This window comes from Salinispora sp. H7-4 (assembly GCF_013416675.1).
In the GTDB taxonomy this organism is placed as follows: Bacteria; Actinomycetota; Actinomycetes; order Mycobacteriales; family Micromonosporaceae; genus Micromonospora; species Micromonospora vitiensis.
Map to the genome: position 1 here is coordinate 14,913 of NZ_JABZED010000016.1, position 17,964 is coordinate 32,876.

Sequence of the window (17,964 nt, forward strand, 5' to 3'; positions counted from 1 at the left end):
TCAGCTGTCGCGCTGGTCGGCGGGCCGGGCGGCATTCGCCGGCTGGTCGGTGGGCGGATCGTCACCGGAGCCCCCGGCCTCCGGCCCCGTCTCCGGCCCCAGCGGCGCCTCCCCCGTCTCCTGCCAGTGCCGGAACTGCTCCTCGTCAACCACCTGGTAGCCCTCCGGCGCCGCCGGCTGGGCACTCGCCTCGCGAGCGGAGAGGTCGACCTGCGACACGTCGGACTCGGGGGCGGACGCCGGAACCTCGCGGATCGGAATCAGGTACTCGCGCGGTCCGCGCGCCCGCAGGAAGTAGATCAACGCACCGAGGAAGACCACCGCCGCGGTCCAGACGTTCAGCCGTACGCCGAGGATCGTGTTCGCCTCGTCGGTGCGGATCATCTCGATCCAGAACCGGCCGGCCGTGTAGCCCAGCACGTAGAGCGCGAAGGCCCGGCCGCGGCCCAGCTTCAGTCGCCGGTCGAGGAGGAGGACGAGGGCGACCACACCCAGGTTCCACAGCGCCTCATAGGCGAAGGTCGGATGGTAGAGCCCCGCCTCGAGGATGGGTGTCCCGGCGTCGTCGCGCAGGGCCTGGCCCGTCTCCTGGTCCATCCGGTGGATCTCCAGGCCCCAGGGCAGTGTGGTGCGCCCACCGTAGAGCTCGTTGTTGAACCAGTTGCCGAGCCGCCCGATCGCCTGGGCCAGCGGCAGTCCCGGGGCGAGAGCATCCGCCACCACCGTGAGCGGAATACCAAGCTGACGGGCGGCATACCAGGCACCAAGCGCGCCACCGGCCACCGCACCCCAGATGCCGAGACCTCCCTCCCAGATGGCGAAGACCTTGAGCGGATCGCCACCGGTGCCGAAGTACTTCTCTGGTGAGGAGATGACGTGGTAGATGCGGGCGCCGATGATGCCGGCCGGCACCGCCCAGACGGCGATGTCGAGCACCGCCCCCGGCGCCACCCCGCGCTGGCGCAGCCGCCGCTCGGTGACCCAACAGGCCACCACTATGCCGAGGAGGATGCAAAGCGCGTACGCACGGATCGGCACCGGGCCCAGCTGCCACACCGCGGTGGTCGGACTGGGCAGGGCCGCCAAAGGGGTCTGCGAGGCGAGGGTCACGAGTGCACAGGCTACCGCCGTTCGGCCCCGCCGTGGCACCCCGGCCCACGCGACCCGTGGCGCTCATCTCCGGAGTGCCGGGCCGGTGGCCCCGGGACGGGCGGCTCCGGGAGGCCGGGCCGGTGGCCCGGGACGGGCGTCAGGAGGCCGGGGTCCGGACGCCCGCGGCGAGTTCGGTGCTCAGCTCACGCAGGGCCTTCAGCCCCGCCGGCAGGCTCGCGGCATCGAGCAGGCAACGGATCAGGGCACTGCCGACGATGACCCCATCGGCGAACCCGGCCGCCATACCGGCCTGTTCCCCGGTGCCAATCCCGAGGCCGATGCCGACCGGCAGGTCGGTAACCGCCCGGACCCGGGACACCAGCACCGGGGCCGCCGCCGAAGCCCGCGCCCGGGCCCCGGTGACCCCCATGAGCGCGGTCGCGTACACGAATCCCCGGCAATGCTCGACGGTCATCTGCAGTCGGGCGTCAGTCGAGGAGGGCGAGACGAGGAAGGTCCGGTCCAGCCCGTACGCGTCGGAGGCGGCCAGCCACTCCTGCGCCTCGTCGGGAATCAGGTCGGGCGTGATCAGCCCGGTGCCACCCGCCGCGGCGAGGTCCCGGGCGAAGGCGTCAACGCCGTACTGCTCGATCGGGTTCCAGTAGGTCATCGTCACCACGGGCGCGCCGGTGGCGGCGACCGCGTCGACGATACGTAGCGTGTCGGCGACCCGGACCCCGCCGGCCAGGGCGATGTCACTGGCCCGTTGGATCACCGGACCGTCCATCACCGGGTCGGAGTACGGAATCTCCACCTCGATGACGTCCACGCCCGCTTCGACCATGGCGGTCATCGCGGCGATGCTGCCCTCGACGGTCGGGAACCCGGCGGGCATACAGCCGACGAGGACGGCCCGGCCCTCGGCCCGAGCCCGGTCGAACGCAACCCCGATGCGACTCACGCTGTCACTCCTTGTCGAGGACGCCGAAGTACTCCCCGGCGGTGTGCACGTCCTTGTCACCACGGCCGGAGAGATTGACCACCACGACCGGCTCCCGGCCCAGCTCGGCGGCGAGTTCCGGGGCGATCGCGGCCGTGCCGGCCAGCGCGTGGGAGCTCTCGATCGCAGGGATGATGCCCTCGGTACGGCAGAGCAGCTCGAAGGCGGCCATCGCGTCGGCGTCGTTCACCGGCCGGTACGTCGCCCGGCCGGTGTCGTGCAGCCAGGCGTGCTCCGGCCCGACGCCCGGGTAGTCCAACCCGGCCGAGATCGAGTGCGACTCGACGGTCTGCCCATCGGCGTCCTGCAGCACGTAGGTCCGGGTCCCGTGCAGCACGCCCGACGAGCCACCGGTAATGCTGGCCGCGTGCCGGCCGGTCGCCGGCCCGTCCCCGCCGGCTTCGAAGCCGTACAGGCGAACGCTCGGGTCGGCAACGAAGGCGTGGAAGACACCGAGCGCGTTGGAGCCGCCGCCGACGCAGGCGGTGACCGCGTCGGGCAGCGTACCGACCAGGTCAAGGCACTGCTGGCGGGCCTCGTCGCCGATGCCGCGGACGAAGTCGCGGACCAGGGCGGGGAAGGGGTGCGGGCCGGCCGCCGTACCGATCAGGTAGTGGGTGCCCTCGACGTTGGCAACCCAGTCCCGCATCGCCTCGTTCATCGCATCCTTGAGGGTGCGGGAACCGGTGGTGACCGGCACCACGGTGGCGCCCAGCATCCGCATGCGCGCCACGTTCAGCGCCTGCCGTTGGGTGTCCACCGCACCCATGTAGACCACGCATTCGAGATCGAACAGGGCGGCAGCGGTGGCGGTGGCCACCCCGTGCTGGCCGGCGCCGGTCTCGGCGATAACGCGCCGCTTGCCCATCCGCTTCGTCAGCAGCGCCTGGCCGAGCACGTTGCGCACCTTGTGCGCCCCGGTGTGGTTGAGGTCCTCCCGCTTCAACAGCACCTGTGCGCCGATCTTGGCGGAGAGACGCCGGGCGGGGTAGAGCAACGAGGGGGCGCCGGCGTAGTCGCGGAGCAGGGCGGCGAACTCGGTCTGGAACGACTCGTCCCCGATCGCGGTACGCCAGGCGTCGTCGAGCTCGTCCAGGGCGGCCACCAGGGCCTCGGGGACGAACCGGCCGCCAAACCGGCCGAAGTGACCGGCGGCGTCCGGGTATCGGCCGGTCGCGGCGGGCGTGTCGACGCTCATCGCGGCTCCCTTCGTTCTGACCAGCGCGCGCTCAGCGCACCGGACGGGGTGTCGCCGGGTGATTACCGGCGTTGACCAGCTCGGCCACCGCCTCCCGGGGGCTCTTCTGGGTAACCAGGCCCTCGCCGACCAAGACCGCGTCGGCACCGGCCGACGCGTACCGGATGAGATCGTGCGGCCCGCGCACCCCCGACTCCGCGATCTTGACAACGCTGCTGGGCAGGCCGGGCGCGATCCGCTCGAAAACCGAGCGGTCGACCTCCAAGGTACGCAGGTCGCGCGCGTTCACTCCGATCACCTGGGCGCCGGCCTCCAACGCCCGGTCCGCCTCCTCCTCGTCGTGCACCTCGACCAGGGCGGTCATGCCCAGCGACTCGATCCGCTCCAGCAGGCCGACCAGCACCTTCTGCTCCAACGCCGCCACGATCAGCAGCACCAGGTCGGCGCCGTGCGCCCGCGCCTCATGCACCTGGTAGCTGGAGACCACGAAGTCCTTCCGCAGCACCGGAACATCCACCGCGGCCCGGACGGCGGCGAGGTCATCCAGCGAACCACCGAACCAGCGCCCCTCGGTGAGTACGCTGATCGCCCGGGCACCACCGGCGGCGTACTCGCTGGCCAGGTCGGAAGGGTCAGCGATCTCCGCCAACCGTCCCTTGGACGGCGAGGAACGCTTCACCTCGGCGACCACCGCCACGCCGGGCCGACGCAGGGCCGCATACGCATCCAGCGGCGGCGGGGCGGCGGCGGCCAGTTCTCGAATGCGCTCCAGCGGGACCTGGTCCTGCCGCCGAGCCACGTCCTCGCGCACTCCGGCCAGAATCTCGTCGAGCACGCTGGGCTTCGCCGAACCGGCGTCGCTCCCTCCCGCGTGCGCATACTCCGCAGTCACCAACGCTCCCCTCTCCGGGCGTCATGGACCGATGCTAGGCGGCGTAACCGATGCCGGCTGCCGGGGGTATGGCGCTCCTCACGAATCGGCTTGCGGCATAATGCCCAACTTCCAGTGAAGGCGAGCTCACACACAGCCATCACCTCCCGGTCGTGGGTCGTGGCCGACGATCGTCGACCGCCGTCATCCTGGGTATTGATGTGATGCTATCCGGCCGGCGAACCACCGGCCGGCAGCCCGGGGCAGAGCTGTGAGCAAGCTCAAGGCCAGCGGGCTCTGCCCAGGTCAGCGCCGCGGAGTCAGAGTTGACCCGGCGGACACCCCGACGAAACGTGAGTCGATGAGCATTCCTCTCGGGCAGACTCGGTTCGGCATCCGCCCGCGCCACCCAACGATCTCCGGGATTGATCATGAGCACTGAGAGCATCGGCCTCACCACCATCTCCCGTACGGTCGCCTCGCTCGCCGTCGGCGTGGTGCACACACTCGAACGCGCCGTGGTCGGCGAGGCACAGACGCGCACCGCACGGGGCAATGCGTGGGAAGCCGTCTGCGCCGACCAGGCCCGCGCCGACCAGCGGGCCGAATTGGACCGGATCGTCGCCGAGTTCACCACGAACCGCGGCCCGCGGCCGATGGGCTGAGTCGGCGGGACAGCCGGACCGGCAGCGGGCGGCGTCAGCGATCGGCGGGCGGCGTCAGTCGTCCGTCGGATCCGCACCCCGATCCAACGCGTCCCACGCGTCCCTGGGGCTCCGGCCTGACACCGGGCCGGTTGCCGCCCCCGCCGACCGCTCGTATCGCGCGCCCATCGCCGACCACCGGTCCCCCCGGAGGGCGGTCAGCACACCGGCGGCCGCAGCGCACCCGCCACCGAGCAGGCAGAGCAGCGGCCACTGCCGACTGATCTCGCCGCTGAATCCCGCGACCAGGCCATACCCGCCACCGGCGGCCACCGCCACCGCGAGCCCGGTCAGCACACCGCCCAGGAGCCGCCGTACCCGCCCCCGGGTGGCCAGCACCGCGCCCCACCCGGCGAGGGTGACCAGGGCCAGCGCGGGCAGCCAGGGCAGCAGTTGCGCGCCGGTGCGGGCGACCCGGACCGGTGGCAACGGGGCCGGGCGGGGTGCCAGCTCGACCACCCAGGCCCGGCTCACCGCCCAGATCGAGAGGCCGGCTCCGGCCACCCCGAGGAGCACCGCGTAGCGCAGTTCCCGCCGGCCGGTCCGGTGCCGCCCCGGACCGGCCCCGTCCCCGCCGCGCCCCGGACCGGCCCCGTCCCCGGCGCTCACCGGGCCGCGCGCAGGGTCTCGGCCGCGGCGATGGCGGCCAGCACGGCGGCCGCCTTGTTCCGCGTCTCCTGCTCCTCGGCGGCCGGGTCCGAATCCGCCACCACGCCCGCACCGGCCTGCACGTGGGCGCGCCCACCGTGGATCAGCGCGGTACGGATCGCGATCGCCATGTCGAGGTCACCGCCGAAGCCGAGATAGCCGACGGTGCCGCCGTAGAGACCACGCCGTACCGGCTCCAACTCCTCGATCAACTCCATCGCCCGCACCTTGGGGGCACCGGAGAGAGTGCCCGCCGGGAAAGTCGCGACGAGCGCGTCGAAGGCGGTGCGGTCCTCGGCGAGTACACCGACCACCGTGGAGACAATGTGCATCACATGGCTGTACCGCTCGATCGTGGCGAACTCGGGTACCTCGACCGTGCCGGGCCGGCAGACCCGCCCCAGGTCGTTGCGGCCCAGATCCACCAGCATCACGTGCTCCGAGCGCTCCTTGGGGTCGGCGAGGAGTTCGGCGGCGAGCTGGGCGTCGGCCTCCGGCGAGCTGCCGCGCGGCCGGGTGCCGGCGATCGGGTGCAACAGGGCGCGCCGCTCTCCGTCCACCTCGGTGGCCACCTTCAGGTGCGCCTCGGGAGACGAACCGACGATGTCGAAGCCGTCAAAACGCAGCAGGTACATGTACGGGCTGGGGTTGGTGGTCCGCAGCACCCGGTACACGTCGAGCGGGTCGGCGTCGGTCGCCCGTTCGAAGCGCTGCGACAGCACGATCTGGAAGCACTCGCCGGCGCTGATCGCCTCCTTGGCCGCCACCACCGCCTTCTGGTAACTGCCCTTGGGCGTACGGCAGCTCACGTCCCCGACGGGCGCTGCGCCAACGGTGGAGGCCATCGGCGGGATCGGCCGGGACAGCGCGGCGGTCATCGCGTCCAGTCGCCCGACCGCGTGGTGGTACGCGGCGGCTACCGCCGCCGCCCGATCCGGTGCCTGAGGCGGTGGCAGGACGGCGTTGGCCACCAGGAGCGCCGAGCCGTCGTAGTGGTCGAGCACCACCAGATCTGTGGCGAGCATCATTCCCAGCGCGGGCAAGCCGAGGTCGTCCTCGGTGCGCTCGGGCAGCCGCTCGAAGTGCCGGACCAGGTCGTACCCGAGGTAGCCGACCATGCCGCCGGTCAGCGGCGGCAGCCCGACGGTGTCATCGGGAGGTGGCCCGGCGAGGGCGGCGACGGTGTCCCGAAGCACCGCGACCGGGTCGCCGGCCGTGGGTAGCCCCGCCGGCGGCTGCCCCGTCCACGCCGCGACGCCATCGCGTTCGGTCAGGGTGGCCGCGCTGCGGACCCCGATGAAGGAGTACCGGGACCAGGTCATGCCGGTTGAACCGACGCCCTGCTCGGCGGATTCGAGGAGGAAGGTGCCCGGACCGCCGGCCAGCTTGCGGTAGACGCCGACCGGCGTCTCCGCGTCGGCGAGCAGCCGCCGGGTGACCGGCACGACCCGCCTCCCGGCGGCCTGCTCGGCGAAGCTCGTCTCGTCCGGGCGGACGGTGCCGTCGGTCATGACCGGGCCCGCCGTTCGCCGGATCCGCCGGTGACCGGCAGGTCGGTGTGGAAGCAGCTTCGCCGGCCGGTGTGACACGCCGGGCCGACCTGATCGACATCGACCAGCAGGGCGTCGCCGTCACAGTCGAGGGCGACCGCGCGGACGTACTGGTGGTGTCCGGAGGTCGCACCCTTGACCCAGTACTCGCCGCGACTACGGGACCAGTAGGTGGCCCGGCCGGTGGTCAGCGTCCGATGTAGCGCCTCGTCGTCCATCCAGGCGACCATCAGCACCTCGGCGGAGCCGTACTGGCGGACCACCGCGGCGAGGAGCCCGTCCGCCGTACGGCGCAGGCGCGCGGCGATGGCCGGGTCCAGGTGGGACGGCCGGGCCGGACCGCCGCTGGGGTCCGAGCCGGGCAGGGCGCCGGGCGACGGCGCGTCAGGTACGGGCATAGTCACCCATTCTCCGGTACCCGACCGGCGGGTGGCACGGCACCCGTGTGCCTTGCTCACCCCGCATAATTCAACTACCGTTGAGTTTAAACAGTCGATCTTTTACCCGGAGGTGCGCGATGCAGGACGCCATCGCCCTTCGTGACCTGGTTGTCGACCGGGGCGGGCGACGGGTGCTGTCCGGAATCAACGCCACCGTGCCGTGCGGGACGGTGACCGGCCTGCTCGGGCCGAGCGGCAGCGGAAAGACCACGCTCCTGCGGGCACTGGTCGGGGTGCAGGTCGTCACCGCTGGCGCGGTCACCGTCCTGGGTCACCCGGCCGGCGCCGCACCGCTACGCCGCCGAGTCGGCTACCTGACCCAGACGCCGAGCGTCTACGCGGACCTGACCGTCCGGGAAAACGCCCGCTACTTCGCCGCCCTACAGGGGAAGGGCGCCGCCCAGGCCGACCAGGCCGTGGCCGACGTCGGGCTGCGGGCAGCCGCCGGCCAGCTGGTCGCCACCCTCTCCGGCGGCCAGCGCAGCCGCGCCGCACTGGCCTGCACGCTGGTCGGCGACCCCGAGCTGCTCGTACTCGACGAGCCGACCGTCGGTCAGGATCCGGTGCTGCGAGCGGAGCTCTGGGCCCGGTTCCACGCACTGGCCGCGGCCGGCACCACCCTGCTCATCTCCAGCCACGTGATGGACGAGGCCGCCCGCTGCGACCGACTCCTGCTGATTCGCGAAGGGCGGCTGATCGCGAACGAGACACCAGCGGCAGTACGCGCGGCTACCGGCGTGCACGACCTGGAGGAGGCGTTCCTACGAATGATCCAGGCAGGCGAGGCCGGCACGGCCGGGCAGGAGGCATCGTGAATCCCCGGATCCTCGCCGCCACCACCGGTCGCATCCTGCGCCAACTGCGCCACGACCGGCGCACGGTCGCGCTGCTCGTGGTCGTGCCCGCGGCGCTGCTCACCGTGGTCTACTACATGTACGTCGACCAGCCGACACCGCCGGGCCAGCCGGCGCCGTTCGATCGGATCGCGCTGGTGCTGCTGGGGTTCTTCCCCTTCATCATCATGTTCCTGGTGACCAGCATCGCCATGCTGCGCGAACGCACCAGCGGCACGCTGGAACGGCTACTCACCACCCCACTGGGCAAACTCGACCTGCTCTTCGGGTACGGCATCGCGTTCGGCCTGGCCGCCGTGGTGCAGGCGGCGGTCGCCGCCGTGGTGGCCTACCGGCTGTTCGATCTCGACACCGCCGGTAGCAGCGGGCTGGTCATCCTGATCGCGGCGGTCAACGCCGTGCTCGCCGTCGCGCTCGGGCTCCTCTGCAGCGCCTTCGCCCGAACCGAGTTCCAGGCCGTACAGTTCATGCCCGTCGTGGTCGCCCCACAGCTGCTGCTCTGCGGGCTCTTCGTCCCCCGCGGCGAGATGGCCGGCTGGCTACAGGCGGTCAGCGACGTCCTGCCCCTGTCGTACTCGGTCGAGGCGTTGCAGGAAGTCGGCTCGAACGCCGAACCGACCGCAACGATGTGGCGCGACCTTGCGATCGTGGGCGGCGCCGCGGTGCTGGCACTGGTACTCGCCGCCGCCACCCTGCGACGACGCAGCGGCTGACCGGCGACGGCGACGAGCGAAGGGCGACGATGGTACGACGGATCGGACGGCGACCCGGCAACCCGGACACCCGGGCGACGATCCTGGCGGCGGCCCGGACCACCTTCGCCGAACGGGGCTTCGACCATGCCTCCATCCGTGCCATCGCCGCCACCGCCAGCGTGGACCCGGCGCTGGTACACCACTACTTCGGCAGTAAGGACAAGCTCTTCCTCGCCGCGATGAACGCCCCCGCCGACCCGGCCGAGGTGGTGCCGACCGTACTCGCCGGGGACCCGGACCAGATCGGGGAACGGCTGGTCCGCGCCTTCCTCGGCATCTGGGACTCCCCCGCCGGTACCCCCGCGGTGGCGCTGCTGCGCTCGGCGGTCAGCAACGAGTGGACCGCTCGGCTGCTGCGCGAATTCCTCACCACGCGGGTACTGCGCCCGGTCCTCGACCACCTCGACGTGGACCCGGCGCAGGCACCGCTGCGCGGGTCGCTGGTGGCCAGCCAACTCTTCGGCCTGGCGATGGCGCGCCACGTGCTCCGGCTCGAGCCGATCGCCAGCGCTGCCCCCGAAACTCTCATCGGCTCCGTCGGCCCCACCATGCAGCGCTATCTCACCGCCCCGCTGGAGGGCTGGCACCCCGCTGGCGGAGCTGAGTCACCCCCGGCGCAGGGCTGAGGGCCGACCCGCCGGAGGGCTGAGGGGGACCCGCCCCGCCGCAGTCACCGGGTCTGCTCCAGCCACGAGGCGTAGAGCTGCCCGTACACCGATTCCGGGTCGCGGACCAGTTCCTCGTGCGCACCCCGCTGCACGATCCGCCCGCGATCCACCACGATCACCTCGTCGGCGGCCTGTGCCGTGGAGAGCCGGTGCGCGATGGCGAGCGTGGTCCGGCCCCGGGTCACCGCGTCCAGGGTGCGCTGCAGACGCACCTCGGTCGCCGGATCGACCGCGCTGGTGGCCTCGTCGAGCACCAGCAGATCCGGGTCGGCGACGTACGCGCGGGCGAGCGCGACCAGCTGCCGCTCGCCCACACTCAACGCCTCACCGCGCTCCCCCACCGGGGTGTCCAGGCCCGCCGGGAGACTGTCCGCCCAGTCCGCCAGCCCCAGCTCCACGAAGGTGGCGGCGAGCTGCTCGTCGGTGAGGTCCGGCCGGGCGAAACGGATGTTCTCCGCGACCGTGGCGTCGAAGAGGAACCCGTCCTGCGGGACCATCACCACCCGCGAACGCAGCGAGCCGAACCGCACCTCCCGCAACGACATCCCGGAGAGCAGCACGTCCCCCTCGGTCGGATCCATCAGCCGAGTGAGCAACTTCGCGAACGTCGTCTTCCCGCTGCCGGTCTCGCCGACCACCGCCACCCGGCTCTTCGCCGGAATCTCCACCGAGATGTCGTGCAGCACCGGCGTACCGCCCGGATAGGCGAAGTCCACCCCGACGAAGCGGATGTCCAGCGGACCCGGCGGAAGCTCCCGCCCCGACTCACCGGGATCCGCGACATCAGGCTCGACATCCAACACGTCGAGGACCCGTCGCCAGCCGGCGATCGCGTTCTGCGCCTCGTTGAGCACCTCGGTGGCGATCTGCACCGGCTGCACGAAGAGGGTCACCAGGAACAGGAACGCGGTCACCTCACCGACGCTCAACGTACGGTCAGCGCCGAGCAGCACTCCCAGCACCACCACGCCGGCCAACGCCAACCCGGCCGCGATCTCCCCGACCGAGCTACCCAGGATGCTGATCCGGATAGCCCGCTGCTGGGCCCGCCGCTGGTTGTCGATCGCCTCGTCCAGCCGGCGCGCGGTCCGCCCGGAAATGCCGTACGCCCGGATCACCGACGCACCCACCACGCTCTCGCCGATCGCGCCGAGCAGCGCGCCGGTGCGCTGCCGCACCACCCCGTACGCGCCGGCGAGCCGCCGCTGGATCAGCCGGATCACGAACACCGCCGGGCCGAACGCCGCGTACACCACCAGGGTCAGCTGCCAGGAGTACGCGAGCATGACCCCGGTGGTGACCACCAGCTGACCGAGGTTGATCAGCAGGATCACACCGCCCCACTGGAGGAACTGGGTGATCTGGTCGACGTCGCTGGTCACCCGGGACACCAACGACCCACGCCGCTCGGACTGCTGGTGCAGCATCGACAGGTCGTGAACGTGTCGGAAGGCCCGAACCCGAACGTTGGAGAGGGCCGTCTCGCTGACCGTGAACAACCGTCGCATCATGAAATAGCCACAGGTCGTGGTCACCACGAGCACCGCCGTGGTGACGGTCACCACCGTCCAGACCACATCCAGACGGAGACCGCCGGCGATACCATTGTCGATCCCCTGCTGCACCGCCACCGGTACGGCTGCCCGACCGACCATGTAGACCAGCGCCAGGCCGAGCGTGCCCGCCAACCCGACCCGCAGCTCCGGGGAGAGCGCCAAGCCCCGCCGCAGCGTCCGCCAGGTCGACTCAGCCGCCACCTCCGGCGCCACGGTGCCACTACTCACTGGTCCACCTTTTCGCTCGCGACTGCGGGGCTCGCAAGCTCACTCCTCGCACTCACCAGTCCACCTTTCGCTCGCGACTGCGGGGCTCGCAAGCTCACCGATCCACCTCCAGTTCGAGGCCGGTTGTCAGCGGCGGCGGGACCTCGTCGTACCCCTGCTGCTTGGTCTGCTCCTCGTCGGCCTGCTCGTAGGCGGTGACCAGGTCGGCGTAGCCGGGCACGGTGGCGAGCAGGTCGGTGTGCGTGCCCCGGGCCACCACCCGCCCGTGCTCCAGGTAGACCACCTCGTCGGCGAGGGCGATGGTCGCCCGCCGGTAGGCGACCACGAGGATCGACGTCGCCGCGCTCCCCGGCTCCGCGGCGCGCAGCCCGGCCAGGATCGCCGCCTCCACCCGCGGATCGACCGCACTGGTCGCGTCATCCAGCACCAACAGACGCGGCCGACCGACGAGGGCTCGGGCCAGAGTTAGCCGCTGCCGCTGGCCCCCGGACAGCGACGTGCCCCGCTCGCCGACCCGGGTATCCAGGCCCTCCGGGAGAGCGGCGACGAAGCCATCCGCCCCCGCCAACCGCAACGCCGCCCAGACGTGGTCATCACCGAGGCCGGGCCGGTCCAGGGTGATGTTCGCCCGCACCGAGTCGTCAAAGACGAACGGCACCTGCGCGACGAGCGCGACGGTACGGGCCAGCGAGTCCGCGGTGAGGTCGCGTACGTCCATCCCGTCGATCTCGACGGCGCCCGCCCGCGGGTCGACCAACCGAACAGCGAGCGAGGTGATGGTGGACTTCCCCGCGCCGGTCGGCCCGACCAGGGCGACCGTCCGCCCCGCCGGCACGGTGAACCCGACCTCACCCAGCACCTCGGCTCCGGGCAGGTGCGCCTCGGCCGGCTCGTACGCGAAGTGGACGTCGCGGAAGGCGAGCGTTGCCGGGCCGGCGTCGGCGGAGTCGAACGTCATCGGGCCGTACGGCATCTTGCCGGTGGCATCGAGTACCCGCCGGACCCGCTCCCAGCCGGCGACGCTGCGCGGCAGCTCGGCCAGGACCCAGCCGATCGCCCGGACCGGGAACGCCAGCACGGTGAAGAGGAACGCGACGCTGACCAGCTCGGCCACGCTGATCGCGCCCTGCCGCAACCGGAGGGTGCCGACCACCAGCACGGCGAGCGTCCCGAGGCCGGGCAGGGTCTCCAGCATGGGATCGAAGACGCCGCGTAGCCGCCCCACGGACACCAGCGCGTCCCGCAGGTCGCGGGCCCGGGCGGCGAACCGCTCGGTCTCCTGCGCCTCCCGGCCCATCGTCTTGACCACCAGCGCGCCGTCGAAGCTCTCGTGGGCGATGCCGCTGACCTCGGCCCGCAGCCGCTGGGCCCGGGCCTGCCGGGGTGCCATCCGGCGGGAGTAGACGACATTGAGCGCGAAGAGCGCCGGGAAGACACCCAACCCGACCAGGGCGAGCGCCCAGTCGGTGACGAAGAGCGAGATCACCGCACCGACCAGCATCACCAGTGTGCCCACGGCGAAGGGCAGCGGGGCCACCGGGTGCCAGGCGGCCTCGACATCGGAGTTCGCGTTGGACAGCAGCGTGCCGGTGGCGTTGCGCTGGTGCCAGGAGAGCGGTAGGTCGAGATAGCGGCGGGTGACCCGGCGGCGGTAGGCGGCCTGGAGCCGAAACTGCATGTAGCCGGCCCCGAGGCGGCGGCCGAGGATGGCGACCACCCGCAGCACGCTGAGCCCGAACAGCGCGGCGGCGGCCAGGCCGAGCGCAGCGGTGGGCACCGAGCCCTCGGCGATCGCCGGTACGACCACGTCGCCGACCACCGCGCCCACCACGAATGCGCTGGTGACGACCAGCAGACCGAAGAGCACACTGGAGCTCGCCGCGACCGCGAAGATCCTGGGTTGTTCCCGAATCGCCCGGCCGAGGACGACCAGCCCTCGCCAGAGCACGTCCCGACTCGTCCCGCTCGCCACGTTCTCCCCCGCCGTAAGTCGCTATTATCTCTCCCATCCTTACCCGCTGGAACCGGGTCTGCCGACTCCGGCGGGCACCCGATGCGTGCGATCGGGCTCGCCAGGCGCGCTGGGCCTACCATCAGGGCATGCCGCAGTACGCCCAATCGGAGCGGAAGACGCTCGCCGACCTTATGCAGACGCTGGGACCGGACGCACCGACGCTCAACGCAGGGTGGACCACCCGGGACCTCGCCGCACACCTGGTGCTGCGGGAACGCCGCCCGGACGCCGCCGGCGGCATCCTGTTGCCGCCGCTGCGCAGGTACGCCGAGCGGGTCCGCCAACAGATCGCCGCCCGCCCCTGGGAAAGCCTGGTTGACCAGGTACGCCGGCCGCCGGTGTGGAGCCCGATCAGCAATCCACTGCTCGACGGTGCGGTCAACACGATGGAATTCTTCATCCACCACGAGGACGTTCGCCGGGCACAAGCTGACTGGCAGCCCCGCGACCTGGCGGCGGGGCTGCAACAGGCGCTGTGGCAGCGGGCAGCGGGGCTGGCCCGGCTGACGCTGCGCCGCTTCCCAGCCGAGGTGCTGGTCCAGGCCCCGGGGTACGGGCAACGAGCCGCGGGTCGGGGTGGCGAGCAGCTCCGGTTGGTGGGTGCCCCCGGTGAGCTGGTGCTCTTCCTGAGCGGACGGCAACGGGCGGCGCGGGTGCAGCTCGACGGTCCGGCGGGGCCGGCCGACCGGCTGCGCGACGCCCGGTTGGGGCTGTGAGACGACCGCGGTCGAAACGTGCCATCGGCCAGCCGCGCCGGAACCGGGGCCGGACGGCGGGAGTGTCCCGCCGTCCGGGCCGGCGTTATGATGATGGTCACAGATTCTGGTCGCGCCACTCGTCCTGCCTGGCCTCGGTTGCCAGCTGCTCCCGCAGCGCCGTCCCACGGATCTGATGCCGGTTCGGCGCGTCCACGACGTACTGCACGATCAACAGCAACAGGCACACCGCCGACAGCAACACCAGGGCGAGTAGACCCGGCAGCCGGTGGGACAGCGGAATCAGGGGGAGAAGCAGCACGACCGCGGTGATCGGCGGCCAGCGGAGTTTGCGGGGTGCCACGGCGCCCAACGCGATCAGGGTGACCAGGTAGATGATCACACCGCCGTAGAGGCTCAGTGCCTCGATGACCGGCAGGGGCACCCCCCAGGCCGGCGTCTGCGGATCCGCCAGGTCATGCAGCAGCCGCTTCAGGGCCAGGGCGAACAGGATGATCCCCGCGACCAGCGGCAGATGCAGATAGGTGTAGGCGTAGCGGGCGAGTCTGCGCCGCGCATCCGGGTCCTGGGTCCGGTACAGGGCGTGCTCCATCCCGACCGCGAGACTGTCGAAGTACGCCCACCACAGCACGGCGATGATGGCGATACCCACCACCGCCGCCAGCACAACCGGCGCGGTCAACGGCAGGCGGTCGGCAGCCAGGTTCGGTCCGAGCCCCAACGAAATGATCGACTCCCCCAGGGCGATCAACACGATCAGGCCGTACCGTTCCGCCCAGTGCGCGGCGGAGGTCACCGTCCCCCGCACTCCCAGGCCGGCGCCGTACTCGACACCGATCGCGGCGATCCAGAACGTGAGCCGGAGCAGCCGCTCGGCGTCCCCCTCGGCAAGGTGCTGCGGCACCAACGCGGCGGCGACCAACAGGGCGGTGGCGGTCAGCGCCGGCGCGAGCAGCAGCAGCCAGCGCCGTCGCAATTTCGGGTTTGACCGCGCCACCCAGCCGAAGACACCGACCTGGAGCACCCGCACGAGGCAGTAGCAGGCCGCGAAGAGTAATGGACCGGCCAGGCCCTCGGGCATCGCCACGAACGCCGACGGGCTACTCAGCGCGAGTACGAAGACCGCGGCCGTGGTGACGAACCCGACCAGCGGGACGCTGCCCTGATCAACGCGGACCACGTTGCCGAGGGCGGCGAAGCCCACCCAGCACCACCAGAGCAATGCCAGCACCAGCAGAGACCGCAGGAGGACGGGCACGCTGAGGTCGGTGGCGGCCAGCTCGGTGACGTTCAGAAACGCGAAGACGAAGACCAGATCGTAGAAGAGCTCGAGCCGCGTGGTCCGGGAGCCGGGCGCTCCCGGCCGAACCGCCGGCGACCAGCGGACCCGGTTCTCGCGCTCCACCCGGCCAGTCTCCCAGCGGGTCCGCCCCGCCGCGGGCGACTTCCGCCGGCGCTACCCGGTTCAGGCGATGACCGCCGGCTCCGACCACTGCGGCCGGCCGCCGCGGTCCAGGTCGTAGCGGACGGCGGCGATCCGGTTAACCGCCTCCACCAACTCCGCTTCGGGCAGGGTGAACGGCAACCGCAGGAAGCGCTCCAGCGTCCCGTCCAGACCAAACCGGGGGCCGGGGGCGAGGCGTACGCCCGCCTGCTCGGCGGCGCGGGCGAGTGCGCTGGACACCGGACCGTCGAGCTCCGCCCAGAGGGTGACTCCGCCGTGCGGTAGGGTCACCCGCCACTCGGGCAGGCACTCGGCGAGGGCACCGAGCAGGACGTCCCGCTGGGCGGTGAGCTGGGCTCGCCGGGCCGCCACGATCGCCGGCCGCTGCGCCAGTAGGTGGACGGCGACCAGCTGGTCCAGTACCGGACTCGCCATGTCCACCCCGACTCGGACGGCGGCGAGCCGCTGCACCTGTGGCGCGGAGGCACGGATCCAGCCGATCCGCAGCCCGCCCCAGTACGCCTTGCTCATCCCCCCGACGGTGAGCACCCGGGAGTGTCGGTCGAAGCTGGCCGTGGGCGGAGGCATCACTCCACCGACCAGAGACAGGTCCACAAAGGACTCATCGATCACCAGTTCGGAACCGACGGCGTGAGCGGTGGCGACCACGCGCTCCCGCAACTGGGCCGACATCAGATGGCCGGTCGGGTTCTGAAAGTCGGGGATCAGGTAGGCCAGCTTGGGTCGCCCCTGACGGAGGGCACCGAGCAGGAGCTCAGCGTCCCAACCGGGAGAATCCGGGGCGAGTCCGTGGGTGTTGATGCGGGCCCGCCGGGCGTGCAGCGCGGCCAGGGCGTTCGGGTAGCTGGGCGCCTCCACCAGGACGCTGCCGCCCGGACTGTGGGTGAGACGAAGCACCAGGTCCAGGGCGTGCTGCGTGCCGTTGGTGACCATAACCTGCTCGGGTGAGGTGGGCAGGCCCCGTTCGTCGTACGTGCGGGCGACGGCTGCCCGCAGTTCGCTGATGCCGGTCGGGTGGTAGCCCGCCCCACCCAGATAGCGGGGCAGGTCCGCGGCGGCGGCCTGGGCGGCGGGCAGCAGCTCAGGCGGGGCGGCCAGGGCCGCGACTCCAAGATCGAGCATCTCGCGATCGTCCAGCGGAGTCCACAGGCCGCTCCCCGCCATCTGATGGTTGCCGGGGAGCATGGTCCAGCTGCCGGCACCTCGCCGGCTGGCGAGGTGGCCGCTGTCCCGGAGTTCCCGATACGCCGCGGTGACCGTGGTGCGGCTGATCCGGAGCGCCTCGGCCAGCTCGCGCTCGGCCGGCAGGCGGGAGCCCAGCGGAAGCCGCCCGTCGGCGAGCAGCCCCCGGACGGCGGCGGCCAGTGCCGCGTAGTCGGGGCTGCGCCGGCGACCGGGGAGCGCATGCCACTGGCCGAGCAGCCGGGTTAATTGGTTTCCGCGGATTTGACTCGCCATGGGGCCACTCCACCAAAATTGGCTCTACTGGTTGCCTGACTGGTTACTAGATTGGCATCCGTGCAACAGATTGGCAATCTCAGCTACCGGCCCGCGCGACGGCTGACCCAGCTCTACGCTGGGCTCGGCCTCTATGGCGTGAGCATGGCCCTGTTGATCCGCTCCGGCCTCGGCCTGGACCCCTGGGACGTCTTCCACCAAGGGATCGCCGGGCACACCGGGCTCTCCTTCGGCACGGTGACCATCGCGGTCGGGGCGCTGGTGCTGCTGCTGTGGATCCCGCTACGGCAGCGGCCGGGCCTCGGCACGGTCAGCAACGTGGTGGTGGTCGGGCTCGTGGTGGACGCCACCCTCGCCCTGCTACCGGCGGACCTGCCACTCGCCACCCGAACCGCCCTACTCGTCGGCGGGATCGTCGCCAACGGCACGGCGAGCGGACTCTATCTCGGCACCCGGCTCGGACCCGGCCCCCGCGACGGCCTGATGACCGGCTTCGTCGCCCGCCGGCCACGATTCTCGATCCGGCTCGTCCGCACCACCATCGAGGTCGCCGTACTGGGGCTGGGCTGGCTGCTCGGCGGCGCGGTCGGCCCCGGCACGGTGGCGTATGCCCTGACCATCGGCCCGCTGACCCAGTTCGTGCTGCCCCGCGTGACGGTCCCTCCTCCGCCCAACCCCGCCCCGGTCCTGGCTCCCGGTTGAGCCGTGTGCTCCCGCGCACCGTTCCCGTCCCGCCCGACCCCCAGC

At 71.9% G+C, this 17,964-nt stretch carries 17 protein-coding genes; 6 read left to right on the forward strand and 11 right to left on the reverse strand.

The annotated features are described in order from the left end of the window. From lgt to trpC, 4 genes are all read right to left on the reverse strand, one after another. Window positions 1–1,110, reverse strand: coding sequence for a prolipoprotein diacylglyceryl transferase (lgt, locus tag H0524_RS11130; RefSeq protein ID WP_180198583.1), 1,110 nt, complete (start codon window positions 1,108–1,110; stop codon window positions 1–3). A 139-nt stretch (window positions 1,111–1,249) separates the two neighbouring features. Beyond that, a complete protein-coding gene (trpA, locus tag H0524_RS11135; protein WP_180198584.1) occupies window positions 1,250–2,053 on the reverse strand; it encodes a tryptophan synthase subunit alpha in 804 nt (267 codons plus the stop codon). A gap of 4 nt (window positions 2,054–2,057) precedes the next feature. Then, complete coding sequence (trpB, locus tag H0524_RS11140; RefSeq protein WP_180198585.1) at window positions 2,058–3,290, reverse strand: tryptophan synthase subunit beta; 1,233 nt, start codon at window positions 3,288–3,290, stop codon at window positions 2,058–2,060. 31 nt (window positions 3,291–3,321) lie between these two features. Next, a complete protein-coding gene (trpC, locus tag H0524_RS11145) occupies window positions 3,322–4,125 on the reverse strand; it encodes an indole-3-glycerol phosphate synthase TrpC (protein ID WP_018726714.1) in 804 nt (267 codons plus the stop codon). A gap of 467 nt (window positions 4,126–4,592) precedes the next feature. Here trpC and H0524_RS11150 point away from each other — a divergent pair, with 467 nt between their 5' ends. After that, window positions 4,593–4,826 carry a hypothetical protein gene (locus H0524_RS11150; protein ID WP_180198586.1) on the forward strand — a complete coding sequence of 78 codons (234 nt, stop codon included), beginning with the start codon at window positions 4,593–4,595 and terminating at the stop codon, window positions 4,824–4,826. Between the two features lie 54 nt (window positions 4,827–4,880). Here H0524_RS11150 and H0524_RS11155 read toward each other — a convergent pair whose 3' ends face one another. From H0524_RS11155 to hisI, 3 genes are read right to left on the reverse strand one after another with little or no spacing between them, the layout of a single operon-like run. Beyond that, entirely contained in the window at window positions 4,881–5,474 is a 594-nt protein-coding gene (locus H0524_RS11155; RefSeq protein ID WP_180198587.1) for a Trp biosynthesis-associated membrane protein, read from the reverse strand. Continuing rightward, window positions 5,471–7,024, reverse strand: a complete 1,554-nt coding sequence (locus H0524_RS11160) for an anthranilate synthase component I (RefSeq protein WP_018726717.1) — start codon at window positions 7,022–7,024, stop codon at window positions 5,471–5,473. The genes H0524_RS11155 and H0524_RS11160 overlap by 4 nt, the downstream gene beginning before the upstream one ends. Then, window positions 7,021–7,461, reverse strand: a complete 441-nt coding sequence (gene hisI, locus H0524_RS11165; RefSeq protein ID WP_180198588.1) for a phosphoribosyl-AMP cyclohydrolase — start codon at window positions 7,459–7,461, stop codon at window positions 7,021–7,023. Before hisI ends, H0524_RS11160 begins: the two co-directional genes overlap by 4 nt. A 119-nt stretch (window positions 7,462–7,580) precedes the next feature. Here hisI and H0524_RS11170 point away from each other — a divergent pair, with 119 nt between their 5' ends. The 3 genes from H0524_RS11170 to H0524_RS11180 are packed head-to-tail and all read left to right on the forward strand — an operon-like array spanning window position 7,581 to window position 9,738. Then, window positions 7,581–8,318, forward strand: coding sequence for an ABC transporter ATP-binding protein (locus H0524_RS11170; RefSeq protein WP_180198589.1), 738 nt, complete (start codon window positions 7,581–7,583; stop codon window positions 8,316–8,318). Continuing rightward, window positions 8,315–9,070 carry an ABC transporter permease gene (locus H0524_RS11175; protein ID WP_180198590.1) on the forward strand — a complete coding sequence of 252 codons (756 nt, stop codon included), beginning with the start codon at window positions 8,315–8,317 and terminating at the stop codon, window positions 9,068–9,070. The genes H0524_RS11170 and H0524_RS11175 overlap by 4 nt, the downstream gene beginning before the upstream one ends. 29 nt (window positions 9,071–9,099) lie before the next feature. Next, window positions 9,100–9,738 carry a TetR family transcriptional regulator gene (locus H0524_RS11180; protein WP_180198591.1) on the forward strand — a complete coding sequence of 213 codons (639 nt, stop codon included), beginning with the start codon at window positions 9,100–9,102 and terminating at the stop codon, window positions 9,736–9,738. Between the two features lie 44 nt (window positions 9,739–9,782). On the opposite strand, the gene H0524_RS11185 is transcribed toward H0524_RS11180, so the two are convergent. After that, the gene (locus tag H0524_RS11185) at window positions 9,783–11,549 is read right to left on the reverse strand and encodes an ABC transporter ATP-binding protein (protein WP_180198763.1); all 1,767 of its coding nucleotides are present in this window, start codon (window positions 11,547–11,549) and stop codon (window positions 9,783–9,785) included. A 109-nt stretch (window positions 11,550–11,658) separates the two neighbouring features. Continuing rightward, window positions 11,659–13,536 carry an ABC transporter ATP-binding protein gene (locus tag H0524_RS11190; protein WP_180198592.1) on the reverse strand — a complete coding sequence of 626 codons (1,878 nt, stop codon included), beginning with the start codon at window positions 13,534–13,536 and terminating at the stop codon, window positions 11,659–11,661. A 128-nt stretch (window positions 13,537–13,664) separates the two neighbouring features. On the opposite strand from H0524_RS11190, the gene H0524_RS11195 reads away from it, so the two are divergent. Beyond that, window positions 13,665–14,294 carry a TIGR03085 family metal-binding protein gene (locus H0524_RS11195; protein WP_180198593.1) on the forward strand — a complete coding sequence of 210 codons (630 nt, stop codon included), beginning with the start codon at window positions 13,665–13,667 and terminating at the stop codon, window positions 14,292–14,294. Window positions 14,295–14,391: 97 nt separating this feature from the next. Here the strand turns inward: H0524_RS11195 and H0524_RS11200 are convergent, their stop codons facing one another. Next, the gene (locus H0524_RS11200) at window positions 14,392–15,699 is read right to left on the reverse strand and encodes a low temperature requirement protein A (RefSeq protein WP_180198594.1); all 1,308 of its coding nucleotides are present in this window, start codon (window positions 15,697–15,699) and stop codon (window positions 14,392–14,394) included. Between the two features lie 60 nt (window positions 15,700–15,759). Next, the gene (locus tag H0524_RS11205) at window positions 15,760–17,217 is read right to left on the reverse strand and encodes a PLP-dependent aminotransferase family protein (protein ID WP_180198595.1); all 1,458 of its coding nucleotides are present in this window, start codon (window positions 17,215–17,217) and stop codon (window positions 15,760–15,762) included. Between the two features lie 60 nt (window positions 17,218–17,277). Here H0524_RS11205 and H0524_RS11210 point away from each other — a divergent pair, with 60 nt between their 5' ends. Beyond that, the gene (locus tag H0524_RS11210; RefSeq protein ID WP_180198596.1) at window positions 17,278–17,919 is read left to right on the forward strand and encodes a YitT family protein; all 642 of its coding nucleotides are present in this window, start codon (window positions 17,278–17,280) and stop codon (window positions 17,917–17,919) included. Window positions 17,920–17,964 lie beyond the last annotated feature (45 nt).